The organism is Acinetobacter sp. 789_lipA, assembly GCF_058242845.1.
In genome coordinates, this window is the sequence record NZ_JBZAYS010000001.1 from 2432183 (window position 1) to 2446263 (window position 14081).

The 14081-nt window shown below is 41.1% G+C and carries 11 protein-coding genes and 1 pseudogene; 7 read left to right on the forward strand and 5 right to left on the reverse strand.

Annotated elements, in window-relative coordinates; genetic code table 11:
• Positions 1-68 precede the first annotated feature (68 nt).
• The gene (gene tal, locus AC4CUZ_RS11830) at positions 69-1055 is read right to left on the reverse strand and encodes a transaldolase (protein ID WP_178927974.1); all 987 of its coding nucleotides are present in this window, start codon (positions 1053-1055) and stop codon (positions 69-71) included.
• 92 nt (positions 1056-1147) lie between these two features.
• On the reverse strand, positions 1148-2035 hold the full coding sequence (gene aceR / locus AC4CUZ_RS11835) for an HTH-type transcriptional regulator AceR (RefSeq protein WP_078425042.1): 888 nt from the start codon (positions 2033-2035) through the stop codon (positions 1148-1150).
• A gap of 99 nt (positions 2036-2134) precedes the next feature.
• Here aceR and aceI point away from each other — a divergent pair, with 99 nt between their 5' ends.
• Both aceI and AC4CUZ_RS11845 read left to right on the forward strand, forming a co-directional pair.
• Positions 2135-2566, forward strand: a complete 432-nt coding sequence (gene aceI / locus AC4CUZ_RS11840; RefSeq protein WP_490747629.1) for a chlorhexidine efflux PACE transporter AceI — start codon at positions 2135-2137, stop codon at positions 2564-2566.
• Between the two features lie 209 nt (positions 2567-2775).
• A pseudogene (locus tag AC4CUZ_RS11845) lies at positions 2776-3899 on the forward strand (OmpW/AlkL family protein).
• Positions 3900-4026: 127 nt separating this feature from the next.
• On the opposite strand, the gene AC4CUZ_RS11850 reads toward AC4CUZ_RS11845, so the two are convergent.
• Positions 4027-5544 carry an acetyl-CoA C-acetyltransferase gene (locus AC4CUZ_RS11850; protein WP_279691954.1) on the reverse strand — a complete coding sequence of 506 codons (1518 nt, stop codon included), beginning with the start codon at positions 5542-5544 and terminating at the stop codon, positions 4027-4029.
• A 241-nt stretch (positions 5545-5785) separates the two neighbouring features.
• Between AC4CUZ_RS11850 and AC4CUZ_RS11855 the strand changes: the two genes are divergently transcribed.
• The 5 genes from AC4CUZ_RS11855 (at position 5786) to dnaX (ending at position 12373) form a co-directional block, all read left to right on the forward strand.
• Positions 5786-7177 carry a 3-oxoacyl-ACP reductase gene (locus tag AC4CUZ_RS11855; protein ID WP_490747630.1) on the forward strand — a complete coding sequence of 464 codons (1392 nt, stop codon included), beginning with the start codon at positions 5786-5788 and terminating at the stop codon, positions 7175-7177.
• A 148-nt stretch (positions 7178-7325) separates the two neighbouring features.
• A complete protein-coding gene (locus AC4CUZ_RS11860; RefSeq protein WP_114837407.1) occupies positions 7326-8180 on the forward strand; it encodes a MaoC family dehydratase in 855 nt (284 codons plus the stop codon).
• A gap of 73 nt (positions 8181-8253) precedes the next feature.
• A complete protein-coding gene (locus AC4CUZ_RS11865; protein ID WP_490748067.1) occupies positions 8254-9498 on the forward strand; it encodes a serine hydrolase domain-containing protein in 1245 nt (414 codons plus the stop codon).
• 71 nt (positions 9499-9569) lie between these two features.
• Complete coding sequence (locus AC4CUZ_RS11870) at positions 9570-10025, forward strand: copper resistance protein NlpE N-terminal domain-containing protein (RefSeq protein WP_490747631.1); 456 nt, start codon at positions 9570-9572, stop codon at positions 10023-10025.
• A 260-nt stretch (positions 10026-10285) separates the two neighbouring features.
• The gene (gene dnaX, locus AC4CUZ_RS11875; protein WP_490747632.1) at positions 10286-12373 is read left to right on the forward strand and encodes a DNA polymerase III subunit gamma/tau; all 2088 of its coding nucleotides are present in this window, start codon (positions 10286-10288) and stop codon (positions 12371-12373) included.
• Here the strand turns inward: dnaX and AC4CUZ_RS11880 are convergent.
• Positions 12366-12809 carry an acyl-CoA thioesterase gene (locus AC4CUZ_RS11880; protein WP_005401190.1) on the reverse strand — a complete coding sequence of 148 codons (444 nt, stop codon included), beginning with the start codon at positions 12807-12809 and terminating at the stop codon, positions 12366-12368. The two genes, dnaX and AC4CUZ_RS11880, sit on opposite strands and share 8 nt — an antisense overlap.
• Positions 12810-12860: 51 nt before the next feature.
• On the reverse strand, positions 12861-14021 hold the full coding sequence (locus AC4CUZ_RS11885; RefSeq protein WP_490747633.1) for an iron-containing alcohol dehydrogenase: 1161 nt from the start codon (positions 14019-14021) through the stop codon (positions 12861-12863).
• Between the last annotated feature and the right edge of the window lie 60 nt (positions 14022-14081).

Below are 14081 nucleotides of genomic sequence, written 5' to 3' on the forward strand. Positions count from 1 at the left end.
CGTATTCTCAATAAAAAAGCCGATGTTGCATGATAACAAAATCGGCTTTTAAAAGAAGAAAAATCAAGTTAAGCTGAAATTTCTTCATCTAAACCAAAAGACTGACGTAAGAGTGTGTTCAGTTGTTGACGAGCTTTAATAAATCCATCAATCCCCCCTTGTAGCAGTTGCGTTGCCATGAGGTCATGTTCAATTTGATCTCTAAACTCAGTTTCACCGAGTGGGTCAAGTGGTGCTGTCGCAGGCATAACATCACTTGCAGACAGTTGTGCTTTGACTTCACGCGTATCTTGCTCAAGTGCAGCCAATAAATTAGGTGCAACAGTGAGTAGGTCGCAGCCAGCTAGTCCCAACACTTGGTCAATGCTCCGGAAGCTTGCGCCCATAATTTCTGTTTTAACCCCATGAGCTTTATAGAACTGGTAAATTTGCTTCACAGAAAGTACGCCAGGGTCTTTTTCAACGGGATAGCTTTCCACGCCTTCGACCTTTTTGTACCAATCTAAAATACGTCCAACAAAAGGTGAAATTAAAGTGACATTCGCTTCCGCACAAGCATGTGCTTGATGCACACCAAACAAAAGCGTTAAGTTGGTATGGATGCCTTCAGCTTCCAGCACTTTCGCTGCTTGAATGCCTGCCCATGTCGAAGCAATTTTAATTAAAATACGATCCTGATCTACGCCGTAGTTTTTATATAGCGCCAGCAGCTCTTTGGCTTTTTCAATGGTGGCATCGGTATCATAAGACAGCGCTGCATCTACTTCTGTGGAAACACGACCTTCAATCAACTTGAGAATTTCAACACCAAATTTGACGGTAAGAATGTCGATTGTGCGTTCAATAAGTAAGTCATCTTCTAAGCCTTCAGCTTTGGCTTGAGCGAAAGCATCTTCAATTAATTCCTTATTTTCAGATTGATTTGCAGCGGCTGTAATTAGAGATGGATTGGTGGTTGCATCGAGCGGACGAAATTGGTTAATCGCCGCTAAATCGCTACTGTCGGCAACAATGGTGGTTAAGCTTTTTAATTGGTTTAATGCGGTTTGTGTCATTGATCGTTCGTTCTTAAAGTTATTACCCGTAAATTATTTATAACACAAACTGCTTTTAACCCAAGTGGATTCGGACGTTTTAACAGCAGTTATTATACTTTTTTACGCTGATTTCTAATGTATTGGATTAAAAAACGTGCAGCTGCGCCCAATTCACTTTCACGACTCCAGACCAAGTCTACAAAATATTCAAACTTGGGGGTGAAATCCAGCAGATCTAATATTTTGAGCTGCTTTTTGAGCTGAGGGTTTTCATTTAACATTTCTAAGGGCAAAACACCCCAACCAAAGTTTTGCATGATTAAGGCGCAAGCCGAGTGATGGTTGTCTGTCCGCCAATACTGTTTGGAATATAACAATTCTGGCTTAATGCTTTTATCGCGACTGGCAACCACGATTTGACGGCTGTGTTGAATTTGTTCAAAACTGACTTGTGGAAATTGCGCCAGAATAAAATCTTTATTGGCGACGGGAACTAAAGTTTCGAGTTTTAATTCTACAAACTGTTCGCTGCTTTCCAGTTGCTCACGTTCAAACATCAGTGCCAGTTGTGCTGTGCCGTTGAGTAACATTTTCTGCGCATCTTCTTGAGGTGCAGAAAAAATATTGATTTGTAGACTGGGAAATTCGGCTTCTAATATTGTGATGTAGTTGATCCATTGCATATGCAGTAGTTCAGATACCACTACAATGTTGAGCGAGGACTCCAAACCGTGGCTTAGGGCATAGGCATGCTGTTTCCATTGATTCATTTCAGTCAGTAGTTGCTCGGTCTTTTCGTACAAAGTCATGGCTTGTGCTGTTGCTGTGGGCTCACGTCCTTCACGTAAAAAGAGTTGTAAGTTTAAGTCTATTTCCAAGTTAGCAATTGACATACTCACGGCCGATGGTACTTTACCCAACTTGCGTGCAGCAGCTGAAAATGAACCAGACTCAATTACGGTTTTAAAAATAATCAGTTGCTCTTGATTGATATTCATAATTCCCTATCTTTCAGTTTTATTGAAAGAACCTAACTCGATTAATCAATATTATAAAAATAAAATAGCCAACATCCAATCATGAAAGAGTAATTAAAAATGTTGATTTCCAAAAGAAGGATTATTCATGCGCTCAGCTATGAAATCATCCTATTGGTGATCATTGCTGTTGCCTTAAGTTTCATATTCCATATGCCTTTAGAAGTCACAGGTGTACTTGGTATCGCCATGGCAGTCACTTCGGTCATATGGAATATGGTGTTTAACCATTTTTTTGAAAAGTTTGAAGCGAAAAGAAAGCTAAAAAGAACCATCGGCGTACGTGTCCTCCACGCGATTGGTTTTGAAGGTGGTTTGATGCTTGCAACCATCCCAATGGTCGCATATGCAATGCAAATGACTATTTGGCAAGCTATCGTGCTCGACTTCAGTTTAACCATGTGTATTTTGGTTTATACCTTTATTTTCCAGTGGTGTTATGACTGCCTAGAAGAGCAGTTGGGTTACAAACCAAAATATCATTATAATTAATTAAAAAATCCATTAATTAGTCATAAAGGCCTTATCTGATAAAGTAAGGCCTTTATTGATATCAAATACTTTATATTTTAACAAAAGATAAAAATTGATCACAATTTGATCGTATAAATAACTCCATTTATTACATAACTTCTAAATATAAAAACAAAGATGTGTTTTATAAAACTTAATAAAAAATATATCGTACAAGGAGTTAGACGATGAAAATAGGCGCTTTAGTTATATCTATAGCTTTACTGAGTGTTACACAGTCAGGCTTTTCAGCTACAGGTGGAAGTTTTAAACGGTTTTCTGTTTCTGCGGGGTGGTTACATGCTATGCCTCAAGGAAAGGCCAATCCATTTAATATTTCGACTCCAATTGCAAATGGTAGGAATGCAAATATTGGATCGGTCTCATTGAATGCTGTTGTTAATTCAATTGATCCTTCGGATGTAAATGCAGATGCTATGAAAAGTATTCTTAATATGCTTGGAGATATATATAAAGAAAATCCGAACGAACCTGAATTGAGCCAGTTCTTTGAGTTAAAAAATGTGAATGGCACAGATGAGGTCTATTTAAAAGATGCTTTGTCAGGTAGTGCAGACTTATACGGTTTAGAACAATGGACAGCAGGGGGAGTGGCCTTGAAGTTCAAGATGCAGATACGCTCGGTTTAATGATGAATTATTATGTAAATGATAATGTTTCATTACAGCTGATTGGAGGAATACCGCCAAAAGTCGATATTAAAGGAAAAGGAGAAATATTAGCGCCTATGTCAGGTATAGGCCATACAGGTATAGGTCTTGATTTGCCTTTAGCACAAGTAGCACAAGATATTCCAATTACAAATTTAGGAAGTAAGTCTAAAGTTGCGACAGTCCGTGCTTGGACTCCTGCATTTGAAGCACAATATCAGTTTGGTAAGTCTGGGATAAATAAATTCCGCCCATATGTTGGCTTAGGCATCATGTATGCACATTTTGGTAGCATTAAAGTGAATGGAGAAACCAAGGCTGACTTAGTGGCAGCAGGCCATATGATTCAAAATATTCTAGATGGAAAAGCTGGCGCCGCTCTAGATCGGGAGCAATCAAGTGCATCTCCTTATGTAAAAGTAAAGTCTGAAGATGCCTTTGCTCCAATCGTAAGTCTTGGTGCAACATATGACATAACTTCTAATTGGTACGGCGTGGCATCTGTTTCATATTCAAAATTAAATAATAAAACTACGATCGATGTTATAGATAGGAATACAGGAAATCGTTTAATTCATTCTTCTACTAAAATCGATATCGATCCTTTAATTACTTACCTTGGCGTAGGTTATCGTTTTTAATCTAATCAGCGAAAAAGCATTTAGGAATGCTTTTTCTAACCATAATTTTTATTTCATCTATAAAAATGCAAAGACCCTTGGAAGTACAACTTTCAAGGGTCTTTTTTTCAAAAGTGAAAACAGTTAATTATTTTTCAATAATCGCTGTTACACCTTGGCCGCCAGCAGCACAAATTGAAACCAGTACGCGACCTGAACCTTTTTGGTTGATCAGCTTCGCAGCAGTAGCAATGATACGACCACCAGTTGCAGCAAATGGGTGACCTGCTGCAAGTGAAGAACCTTTTACGTTGAGTTTAGTGCGGTCAATTGAACCGAGTGGAGCATCTAAACCTAAACGGTCTTTACAGAATTTTGGATCTTCCCAAGCTTTCAACGTTGAAAGAACTTGCGATGCAAATGCTTCATGAATTTCGTAGTAGTCGAAGTCTTGAAGCTTAATGCCAGCACGTTCAAGCATACGTGGAACTGCATAAGCAGGTGCCATCAATAGGCCTTCTTTTTTCTCAACGAAATCAACAGCAGCCGTTTCTTGGAAGGTTAAGTAAGCAAGCACTTCGTGACCGTTTACTTTTGCCCATTCTTCTGATGCTAAAAGCACACAAGACGCGCCATCTGTAAGTGGGGTTGAGTTACCCGCAGTCATGGTACGCGCATCGCCTTTACCAAAAGCTGGTTTGAGCTTAGCAAGTTTTTCAACCGTAGAGTCAGCACGTAAGTTGTTGTCACGCTCTAAACCTAAGAATGGTGTGATGAGGTCATCGAAGAAACCTTCTTCGTAAGCCGCAGCCATTTTTTGGTGTGAAGATGCAGCAAGTTCGTCTTGTGCTTCACGTGCAATACCCCATTCAAGCGCAGTAATCGCTTGGTGATCACCCATAGAAAGACCTGTGCGTGGTTCACCATTTTTTGGCGCATCCATCAAGTCTTTTAGATTGATTTTAGTCAAAGCTTTTAAACGGTCTTTACCTGTTTTTGCAATGTTGAGTTCAAGCAATGCTTTACGTAAACCATCACCAAATGCAATTGGTGCATCAGAAGTTGTGTCTACACCACCAGCCACACCCACTTCAATTTGGCCTAGTGCGATTTTGTTGGCAACTAAGAAAGCTGCTTGTAAGCCAGTACCACATGCTTGCTGAATATCGTAAGCAGGTGTTTCTGGTGCAAGTGCAGTGTTTAGTACACATTCACGGGTCATGTTAAAGTCACGGCTGTGCTTAAGAACAGCACCAGCAACCACTTCACCAAGGCGTTGACCTTGAAGGTTAAAACGTTCAACAAGACCGTTTAGCACTGCTGTGAACATATCTGTATTCGAAGCGGTGAAATATGCGCCATTTGAGCGAGCGAAAGGAATACGGTTACCACCGATAATAGCCACGCGGCGAACAGTGTTTTGACTCATGGTTTGATCCTGTTGAACAGCAGTTTGAGTTTTTAGTTTTGAAGCATTTGTAGAAGAAGCGGAGCTTTTACTACGAGTTGACGCAGCACGAGTGCGAGTCGGCTTAGTCGTGTTATTTACTGATTGGGTTGTTGTGCCAGTACTTTTAGTTCTAGGCGGTGTACTTTTTGATGTATTTGACACAGTTTCCGTAGCAGAATTTTCCACTGCTGGATTTTCTTGAGTTGTTTTGCTCATAAGGCTTTTCCAAGCATGTTAATCTATTCTTAGGGTGTACATTAGCATATTATAAAAAGGGCTGAATTGACTAGAATGACATTGCAACAGGCTTTCAGGTCAAGACATATCATCTATAACTCAAGTATGATTCTATAGAAACCGATGGAACTATTGAAATATAAGACTCTAGACATCACTTTGAAGTTAAAAGGATATCTTTGAATCCATCAACAATTAATTTGTATGAGAGATAAAAAACATGACTGATCAATACCAAACATTCGCAAAATCTCCGATTGGTAAATTTGTCATTAAAAATTTGGGTTTACCTGCACCAACTTTTTTAGACCGTTTTGAGTCAGCAACGCCTGTGATTAAAGGTGCTGTTTTACTGGGTGCAGCAGCAAACAGTTCATTATCAGGTGCAATTGCGCAAGTGTTGGCAAATGTTCATGCCAATAGCTATGCAGGTAACAATGCACAGTTACAACAAGTTGCGGCTCAAGTGGGCTTAAACTTAAGCGCATTTAATGCAGGCGACAAAGAGTCTAAATTCAAAGTTGTTATTTTTGATGCATCTGGCATTGAGTCATCAGAGCAACTTAATGAGTTATATAACTTCTTTAACCCTATCGCACGTCAAGTGGCTGCTTCTGGTCGTGTGATTGTGATAGGTACGACACCTGAAACTGCGGGTAGTGTGAAAAAAGCGATTGCACAGCGCGCGCTTGAAGGCTTCGTGAAGTCTGTCGGTAAAGAGTTTAAAAAGGGTGTTGCAGCACATTTGATTTATGTGGATGCAGGTGCAGAGGCAAATCTTGAGTCAACTTTACGTTTTGCAGCATCACCACGTTCTGCTTATGTTTCTGGTCAAGTGATTCGTGTTTCTAAAGCTGCTGTTGTAGATGTCGACTGGGCTAAACCATTGGCAGGTAAAACTGCTGTAGTGACAGGTGCGAGCCGTGGTATTGGTGAAGCGATTGCACATGTCTTGGCACGTGATGGTGCGCATGTGATTTGTTTAGATGTGCCACAGCAACAAGCAGATCTTGACCGTGTTGCAGATGAGATCGGTGGTTCAACACTGGCAATTGATATCACAGCAAACGATGCAGGTGAAAAAATTAAAGCTGCGGCAGCTGCTCAAGGTGGTTTAGACATCATCGTGCATAACGCAGGTATTACCCGCGACAAAACGTTGGCAAATATGAAGCCTGAGCTTTGGGACTTGGTGATTAACATTAACCTGTCTGCAATTGAACGTGTAAATGATTATTTACTTGCGAACGAGGGTTTAAATGCCAATGGTCGTATTGTTTGTGTATCATCTATTTCAGGTATTGCAGGTAACCTAGGTCAAACCAACTATGCTGTGTCGAAAGCAGGTGTAATTGGTGTAGTTAAATTTACTGCTCCAACTTTGACGAATGGCATTACCATCAATGCGGTTGCGCCAGGTTTCATTGAAACGCAAATGACCGCTGCAATTCCATTTGCAATCCGTGAAGCGGGTCGTCGTATGAACTCGATGAGCCAAGGTGGTTTAACTGTAGATGTTGCTGAAACCATTGCTTTATTTGCAGCGACAGCATCGACTGGTTTAAACGGCAACGTGGTACGTGTTTGTGGTCAAAGCTTGTTGGGTGCTTAATTTAAAAGCTTGAATTTATCTCTCCTTTAGAGGGGGATAAATTCTTTATATTATAAGTGGGATGGTATTTTTCCCTCATCCTAACCTTCTCCCTGAGGGAGAAGGAGCTTTCAAAAATATTGAAATAAAAACTTCTCAAAGGTTCAGTATGAAGACTCGCCATTTTAGTCAACTTCCAAAACCATATATGGCTTATCCGAAAGTCATTCAAGGTTTGATCTTTAAAAAGCCAAAAGGTGAAAAAGTCTTACCGCAGGTTGAGTATGTGGTGGATTCTTTTAACGTCGATCAAAAGCATTTGAAAGCTTATAACCAAGTGTGTGGCTTTAAAAATAATGGTTATATTCCTGCGATTTATTTGGCCGTATTATCGCAAAGCCTACAAATGCACATGATGGGGCAAGAGCCGTTTCCATTTCCTGTGCTAGGTTTGGTGCATATTCGCAATCAAGTTAAACAAATGCGTAAAGTTGGCGTCAATGAAACCCTTACTTTATCATGTAAATATGGCGCGCTTGAGCCACATGATAAAGGTGTTCAGTTCGATTTCATTACCACGGTGAAAGTTGGCAATGAAGTGGTGGTTGAAGCCTTAACCACGTATTTAGCACGTCAAAAGACCGATGGTAAAACAGCACCAAAATTAGTTGAACCAACGACTCCAGATTATCAGCCGAATGCAGTCTGGGCAGTCTCTGAAAACACAGGTCGTCGTTATGCAATGACCTCGGGCGACTTCAACCTCATCCACATTCATGCAGTGACAGCAAAAGCTTTTGGTTTCAAACAGGCCATTGCGCACGGCATGTGGAGTAAGGCCCGAGCGTTGGCTTCGATTACATTGCCTGATGCTTATGAAGCGGATGTTTGGTTTAAACTGCCGATGTATTTACCGTCAACAGTCGATTTTATGACCGCGACAGAAGGTGCAAATACCGCTTTCTTAATTCGAAATAGTAAGAATCAAAAACCGCATGTGACGGGACAGGTGAAAGCACTATAATTTTTAAAAGCCCAGTTTAGATTACACTGGGCTTTTTTATGCCAGCTTAAAATACAAGGATGTGTAAATGAAAATTTTAAAACAATATTTACAAGCGAATCCGAACCATTATCAAGGCTATGTTGACCCACGTTTTCAAAGTGTTGCCCATCTGTTTAGCCGTTTACAGGATGCTCGTTCAGCATATGGCGGTGCAGCCTGTGTTTTATATTTTCAGGGTGAAAAAGTTGTCGATATCTATACGGGTTTGGCAGCGGTAGATTCTCCTTGGCAGGCCAATACTATGTCGGTGTGTTATTCGACGGGCAAAGGCGTGCTCGCAACCTTGGCACATATTTTAGTCAGTCAGGGTGTACTGAGCTACGACCAACCGATTGCGGATTATTGGCCTGAATTTGCCCAAAATGGCAAAGGGAAGATGACGCTAAGACACGTGCTGAGTCATCAAAGTGGATTATTTGATATTCGTAATAACATTGCCGATGCGACAGAAATGTTGGACTGGACGCATATGTTAGACGTATTTGAAAGGGCGCAACCACGCTTTGCAATTGGTGAAGATGCTGCCTATCAACCTTTGTCATTTGGTTGGCTGGTCGGTGGTGCTTTGGAAAAAGCAACAGGGAAACCTTTAACTGAACTCTTCCAAACATATTTAGTTAAGCCACTTGAGCTAGATGGGGCTTACTTTGGTGCACCCAGTGCTGAATTAAAACGTATCGCACGACCTATTACTCGTCCTGTACCTATCCAACCAAATCAAAAAAGTCCAACGAAGGTGCGTAAAGTTTCATTGCTTGATAAAGTGATGCAGTGGTCAGGGCAAGATCCACAAGACTTTCAAGATGGCATGATTCCCAAAGGCATGAAAAAGGTCAGCTTTTATCATGATGATGCGATTCAGGCGATCATTCCTGCTGCAAATGGTGTATTTACAGCCAATAGTTTAGCCAAAGTGTATGCAATGCTATCTCAAAAAGGGATTTGGAAAGGTCAGCAGTTGATTCGTCCAGATGTGTTTTCTGAATTGAGTCAAGTGCAATATAGCTATCGAGATCGTGTGATGCCGATACCTATGCATTGGCGCTTGGGATATCACCGTATATTAACTTTAGGAAAAACCGCAGAGCAGGGTTTTGGTCATATGGTCTTTAATGGTTCAGGGGCTTGTGGCGATAGTGAGCGTGGCTTAAGTTTTGCCTATACACATAACTTTGCTACAGGTTCTTTAACTGGGGATTATCGACTTTGGGCTTTAAGCCAAGAAAGTTTACGCTGCGCAGATGCGGTTTTAAAAGGCAAAAAAGGCTGGTTTTGACGGGTCTGAGATTCAGTCATCGTCTAAAATATGTTATGTTCGTCGCGGTTTAGGTTTTGAATATTTGTGACATGAAGGCTCCCATTCTTATCCCGCTGGTTGCTACAGGATTACTCTTAGGTTGTTCCGACGCCAATCAAACGCAACATGATCAGTCTAAAGTACAAGTGGCAGAACACAAGCAGATTATTCCTGCGTGGGTTGGGGGTTATCAGGGGACAACGCCGTGTATGGGGTGTTTGTCCCGTTGTGAAGACTGTCCAGGTATGGCAGTTGCACTTGAGCTGCATGAAAACATGACCTACACCCTAAAACGAGAAAGTTTGAGTGGCCATAATGAAATCGAAACTTTGACTGGACCACTTCGTTTTAATGCTCAAGATCAGCACAAGGTAGAGTTGGTGAATGTGACAACGCGAAACTTACTTTATGTCGATTTAGAAGATCGTGTTCTAGAAATACGTGAAGATGTGACTGGAAAAAAATACCAAATGCAGAGTGATTTTGTTTTGGTGAAACCAGCTTAATTTTCTAAATATCTGTATTTTAGAAATTCATTTTAATATTTACATCTTTTTGCTTTTCCAAAGCTCTCACTTTATTTCAAATCCATAATCTAAATACATAAATAGCTTGAGATAGGGAGTGGGATAAAAATGGAGCTAATGGTTTTTGAATTATTGATCTAAATCAGCTTTATAGCTTAGAAATGCGAGAAGGGGGTGAAGTAATTCATTCACTCTTTGACAAAAAAACAGTATGCTTAGGCCTATAAAAAGGAGCATACATGTATCAAGTACTTGCACGGAAATATCGTCCTCGTAATTTTAATGAGCTAGTGGGTCAAAACCACGTCTCTCGAGCGCTAACCAGTGCTTTAGAGCGCGGGCGTTTGCACCATGCTTATTTATTTACAGGAACGCGTGGGGTCGGAAAAACCACCATTGCCCGTATTTTGGCGAAGTGCTTGAACTGTGAAACAGGTGTGACTTCTACGCCGTGCGAAGTTTGCCCAACCTGTACCGCCGTGAATGAAGGCCGTTTTATTGACTTGATTGAGATTGATGCGGCATCACGGACTAAAGTTGAAGATACGCGAGAGCTTTTAGACAATGTTCCTTATGCACCGACGCAAGGTCGTTTTAAGGTCTATTTGATCGATGAAGTGCATATGCTGTCTACGCATTCTTTTAATGCTTTACTCAAAACATTGGAAGAACCGCCTGAACATGTGAAATTCCTTTTTGCAACGACAGATCCGCAAAAGCTCCCAATTACCGTGATCTCGCGCTGTTTGCAATTTACATTACGCCCTTTGGCTGTAGATGAAATTACCGAGCATCTGGCTAATATTTTAAATAAAGAGAGCATCCAAGCCGAACAAGATGCAATTTGGCAAATTGCAGAGTCTGCCCAAGGCTCATTACGTGATGCACTTTCTTTGACTGACCAAGCGATTGCTTACGGTCAGGGCGCTATCCAGCACCAAGATGTCAAAGAAATGTTGGGTTTAATCGACCGTACCATTATTTATGATTTGATCCTTGCGATACATCAAAACCAAAAACAACGGGTGAGTGAATTGCTGATGCAATTCCGCCAGCAAGCATTAGATGTATCTTTAGTTTTGGATCAACTGATTTCGACTTTACATGAGTTGGCTCTATTACAATATTTGCCAGAACTTAGTCTCAAATATAGTGCTGAAATTAATAAAAAGATCATGCAATTGTCTCAGCAGATTGCTGCGCAAGACTTACAACTTTATTACCAAATTGCATGTAAAGGGCGTGCTGAATTACAGCTAGCAGTCACACAAGAGCAAGGCTTTGAAATGTCAGTGCTGCGCATGTTGGCGTTCCGTCCATTACAACCGAATGAAGTGCTGGTGGCTCAGACGAATAACGCTGTAGTTGAATCTGTACATCAAGCGGTAATACCGAGTGCAGATCCAGAAACGACTTTGCATCAAGACGCAGATGTTGAAGTTGCATTTGAAGATGCTGCAATAACTCAGAATGCAGAACCTGAGTTTAAGCCTGGACTTGATGATGTCGATCTTTCAGAAAGCGCCGAAGATAATAAACCACCAGTGGACTCATCTCAGCAATCTGATCAAATCGTATTCGATCCTTCAAGTGATGAAGTGCTATTCGATTTAGATGAAGCAGACGAATTTAATGCTCGAAGCAATGACGATGAGCCCAATAGTGATGATTTCTTATTTGATGAAATTGTACCGCTAGACCTAGAAAGTCAAAATGATGCTTCCCTTGAAGATGTCGTAGCAATAGCTGAACCTGCTGTGCAAGCGGAGTCTTCTGATTTAGCAAATGAAGTGCTTTCAGCAGATAGCGTACAGGACACCCAAGTTGTAGAAAATGAAAGCCAGCAAATTGTTGCTACTATTGTAGAGTCTGCTCAACTTGAACAGGTTTCATCTGCATCAGTCGATTTAATGCCGCAAGATATTTTACAACTACAACCGCAGCAGTTAGTCGGTGAGTGGACGGTGGAGAAGTGGGAGTACTGGTTCAGAAGCAGTGGCTTATCGCCCGCGGTACAAGAGTTGGCTCAGCAAGGTTTAATGGCTGGGCAAATTAATGCAGAATCGGTGTTTATGATTCCGCAGCGTTATGAGCAACTCCTCACCCAATTACGTCATGTTTTGGAAGATGCGCTCAAAGCTGAATGGCCTCAGACGCGTTTTGATGTGAAATATGCAGAAGTTGAAACGATTACCCCGTACACCATGCAGGCGCAGCGCAAGCAAAAAGCATTTCAACGTGCGCATGAGTTACTGCAAAATGAAGACACGGTCAAAGGCCTTGTACAAACTTTTGATGGTGAATTACATAATATCCAACTTAAGTAATGTCATGGCTTAAGTAGTGGCGCAAAGCACTCCGCATTTCAGGTGGGATCGGGGTGCTTTTGCGTGTTTCACGGTCTACAAAAACATGAATAAAATGTCCTTGAGCTGAAGCAGTTTCTTGACCAAATTTGAAAATGGCAAGTTCGTAAGTGAGTGAAGAGTTCCCTATTTTGGAAATAGTCACACCAACATCAATAATCTCAGGATAAGACAGCTCATGTAAGAAACTACATGCTGAGTCGACCACTAAACCAATAATAGGTGATTGGTGGATATCAAAATTTGCTTTTTCAATCAGTAAGGCATTTGCGGCAGTATCAAAATAACTATAGTAGGTGACGTTGTTGACATGGCCATAGAGGTCATTGTCCGACCAACGTGTTTGAATCGGTAGAAAATAATGAAATTGGTCACGTGTCTTTGCAGCTTGTCTCATCGATATCATCCTTAAAATCGTATTATAAATAGCCTAAGTTAATTATATGGCTTAGCTGTAAATGGCTTGATAAATTTCGCGTGCCTGTTGCCACTCTATTTCTCTTGGGTTGTTTTGTAGTAGGCGTGTTTGCAACATGGCATCGGTTGCAAGCTGGTCTAGACTGTGTTCAGAAACATTCAATGCCTTGAGTTTTAAGGTTAAACCACTGCGGTCTAAATGGTTTTGCATATGATCGACGAAAAGATCAGAAAGACCATCGGTACAGCCTGTACTTTTTGGGTCGAGCCAGCAGATCAGTTCCGCATAATGATGCTTGGCTTGGGGGAGGTTAAACTTTAAAACCTCTGTCAGCACTAAGGCATTACTGTGTCCATGAGAAATGTGAAAATGTCCACCTAATGGATAAGCCAACGCATGAACAGCACCTACTGGGGCATTGGCAAAGGCTTGTCCTGCCAACATTGAACCGACCAACATATTTTGTCGAGCTTCTAAATTTCGACCATCTTCTAGCACCAAACTGAGGTTTTGATTCAGCAGTTTTAAAGCCTGTTTCGCCAACATGTCAGCATAGGGATTTTTCTTGATTTTAGAGGTATAAGCTTCAATCGCATGTACCATCGCGTCAATGCCTGTAGCAGCACTAATATGACGCGGCAGGTTTTCAGTAAATGTCGCATCCAAAATCGCTACATCGGCAAAAAGAACGGGTGCTACGATGCCAGTCTTTGTCGTTTCACCTGTGGTGACAATCGAAATCGGTGTGACTTCAGAGCCTGTCCCTGCAGTGGTAGGGACTAAAATTAAGGGTAGACGAGGTGCTTGGGCATTATTCATCCCATAAAGATCTGATAACTTTTGCTGCTGTGCGGGATGGCTGAGGATGGCAATAATTTTTGCAACATCCATAGAGCTGCCGCCACCAAAGCCTAAAACGATATCTACCTTTTGCTGTTTGGCATAATCAACCGCATTTAAAACAATTTGTTCACTCGGATCCGCTTCAACCTCACTGTAAATACTATAAGTGAGCAAGAGATCTTCTAAAATTTCTAAGATGGGAAGATGAAGCTGATGCTTTAACATGCCTGCATCTGTAACCAATAACAGATGCTGATAAGGACGTGCTGTTAAAATGCCTCTGAGCTGTTGAATGCTGCCTAAGCCAGAAATAATATTCGGCACAGTTTGAAATTGAAATTGGTTCATATCAGCATCCTTTTTTATATCTTATCCAACAATATTGTTTTGTACTTCTATAGGATTCAT

Bases quoted from the DNA above. Each gene is read 5' to 3' on its own strand.
- tal (WP_178927974.1), bottom strand. From the start codon at position 1,055: ATGACACAAACCGCATTAAACCAATTAAAAAGCTTAACCACCATTGTT.
- aceR (WP_078425042.1), bottom strand. From the start codon at position 2,035: ATGAATATCAATCAAGAGCAACTGATTATTTTTAAAACCGTAATTGAG.
- aceI (WP_490747629.1), top strand. From the start codon at position 2,135: ATGTTGATTTCCAAAAGAAGGATTATTCATGCGCTCAGCTATGAAATC.
- AC4CUZ_RS11850 (WP_279691954.1), bottom strand. From the start codon at position 5,544: ATGAGCAAAACAACTCAAGAAAATCCAGCAGTGGAAAATTCTGCTACG.
- AC4CUZ_RS11855 (WP_490747630.1), top strand. From the start codon at position 5,786: ATGACTGATCAATACCAAACATTCGCAAAATCTCCGATTGGTAAATTT.
- AC4CUZ_RS11860 (WP_114837407.1), top strand. From the start codon at position 7,326: ATGAAGACTCGCCATTTTAGTCAACTTCCAAAACCATATATGGCTTAT.
- AC4CUZ_RS11870 (WP_490747631.1), top strand. From the start codon at position 9,570: ATGAAGGCTCCCATTCTTATCCCGCTGGTTGCTACAGGATTACTCTTA.
- dnaX (WP_490747632.1), top strand. From the start codon at position 10,286: ATGTATCAAGTACTTGCACGGAAATATCGTCCTCGTAATTTTAATGAG.
- AC4CUZ_RS11880 (WP_005401190.1), bottom strand. From the start codon at position 12,809: ATGAGACAAGCTGCAAAGACACGTGACCAATTTCATTATTTTCTACCG.
- AC4CUZ_RS11885 (WP_490747633.1), bottom strand. From the start codon at position 14,021: ATGAACCAATTTCAATTTCAAACTGTGCCGAATATTATTTCTGGCTTA.